The organism is Frankia sp. CcMO1 (assembly GCF_977945845.1).
This window is the reverse complement of the sequence record NZ_CDWTMG010000060.1, coordinates 12,305-12,947: the sequence shown is the minus strand read 5'-3', so window position 1 is coordinate 12,947 and position 643 is coordinate 12,305. Positions and strand designations below refer to the sequence as shown.

Below are 643 nucleotides of genomic sequence, written 5' to 3'. Positions count from 1 at the left end.
GGCCGCACGAACGGGCCGAGGAGGCCGAACTCCTCCCGATCGTGACACGGGCCCTCGGCGGGCCCGACCCGACCGGCGCGCTCAGCCGCACACATGCCGAGATCGAGCGGCAGATCGGCGGCCTGCGCCGGCTCCTGGACGACCTCACCCGGTCACGGCCGGAGGACGTCGTCGACCTGCGCCGCATGCTCTACGGGCTGTACGCCGTCCTGCGCCTGCACAACGAGCAGGAGGAAGAGGCCGCATTCAGCCTCCTCCCGCCGGAGGCTGCCGCCGCGAGGTCTACGGCGACTCCGCCGCCCACTCCCGCTTCTCCAGGCAGGCGGTCTTCTCCAGGCAGGCGGTCTTCTCCAGGCAGGCGGTGAAGCCGGAGGCCTTGACGTGATCGTCCCGCTCCCCGGCGGCCGTACCCGCGCGCAATGCGGGGCATATCCACCAGGGCCGGAAGTCCCGAGTGCTCACAGCGGGTGCCACCCGACACTCCCGCCCGCTTCCGGCGCCGGTCCCCAGCCGCACAGTCCAGCGGACGAATCCACGGACAAACGATCTAGAGGCCGCTCCCTACAGCGCGGGAACCGGCCTCTGACCTGGTGGAACGTGGTGGGCGATACTGGGATTGAACCAGTGACCTCTTCCGTGTCAA

Annotated in this window: 1 protein-coding gene; it reads left to right on the top strand. The window is 70.5% G+C overall.

Translation table 11 applies throughout. The features are described from left to right. Positions 1-365, top strand: a 365-nt coding sequence (locus AC08OU_RS10210) for a hemerythrin domain-containing protein (protein WP_476604762.1), incomplete at its 5' end; no start/stop codon positions are given. Between the last annotated feature and the right edge of the window lie 278 nt (positions 366-643).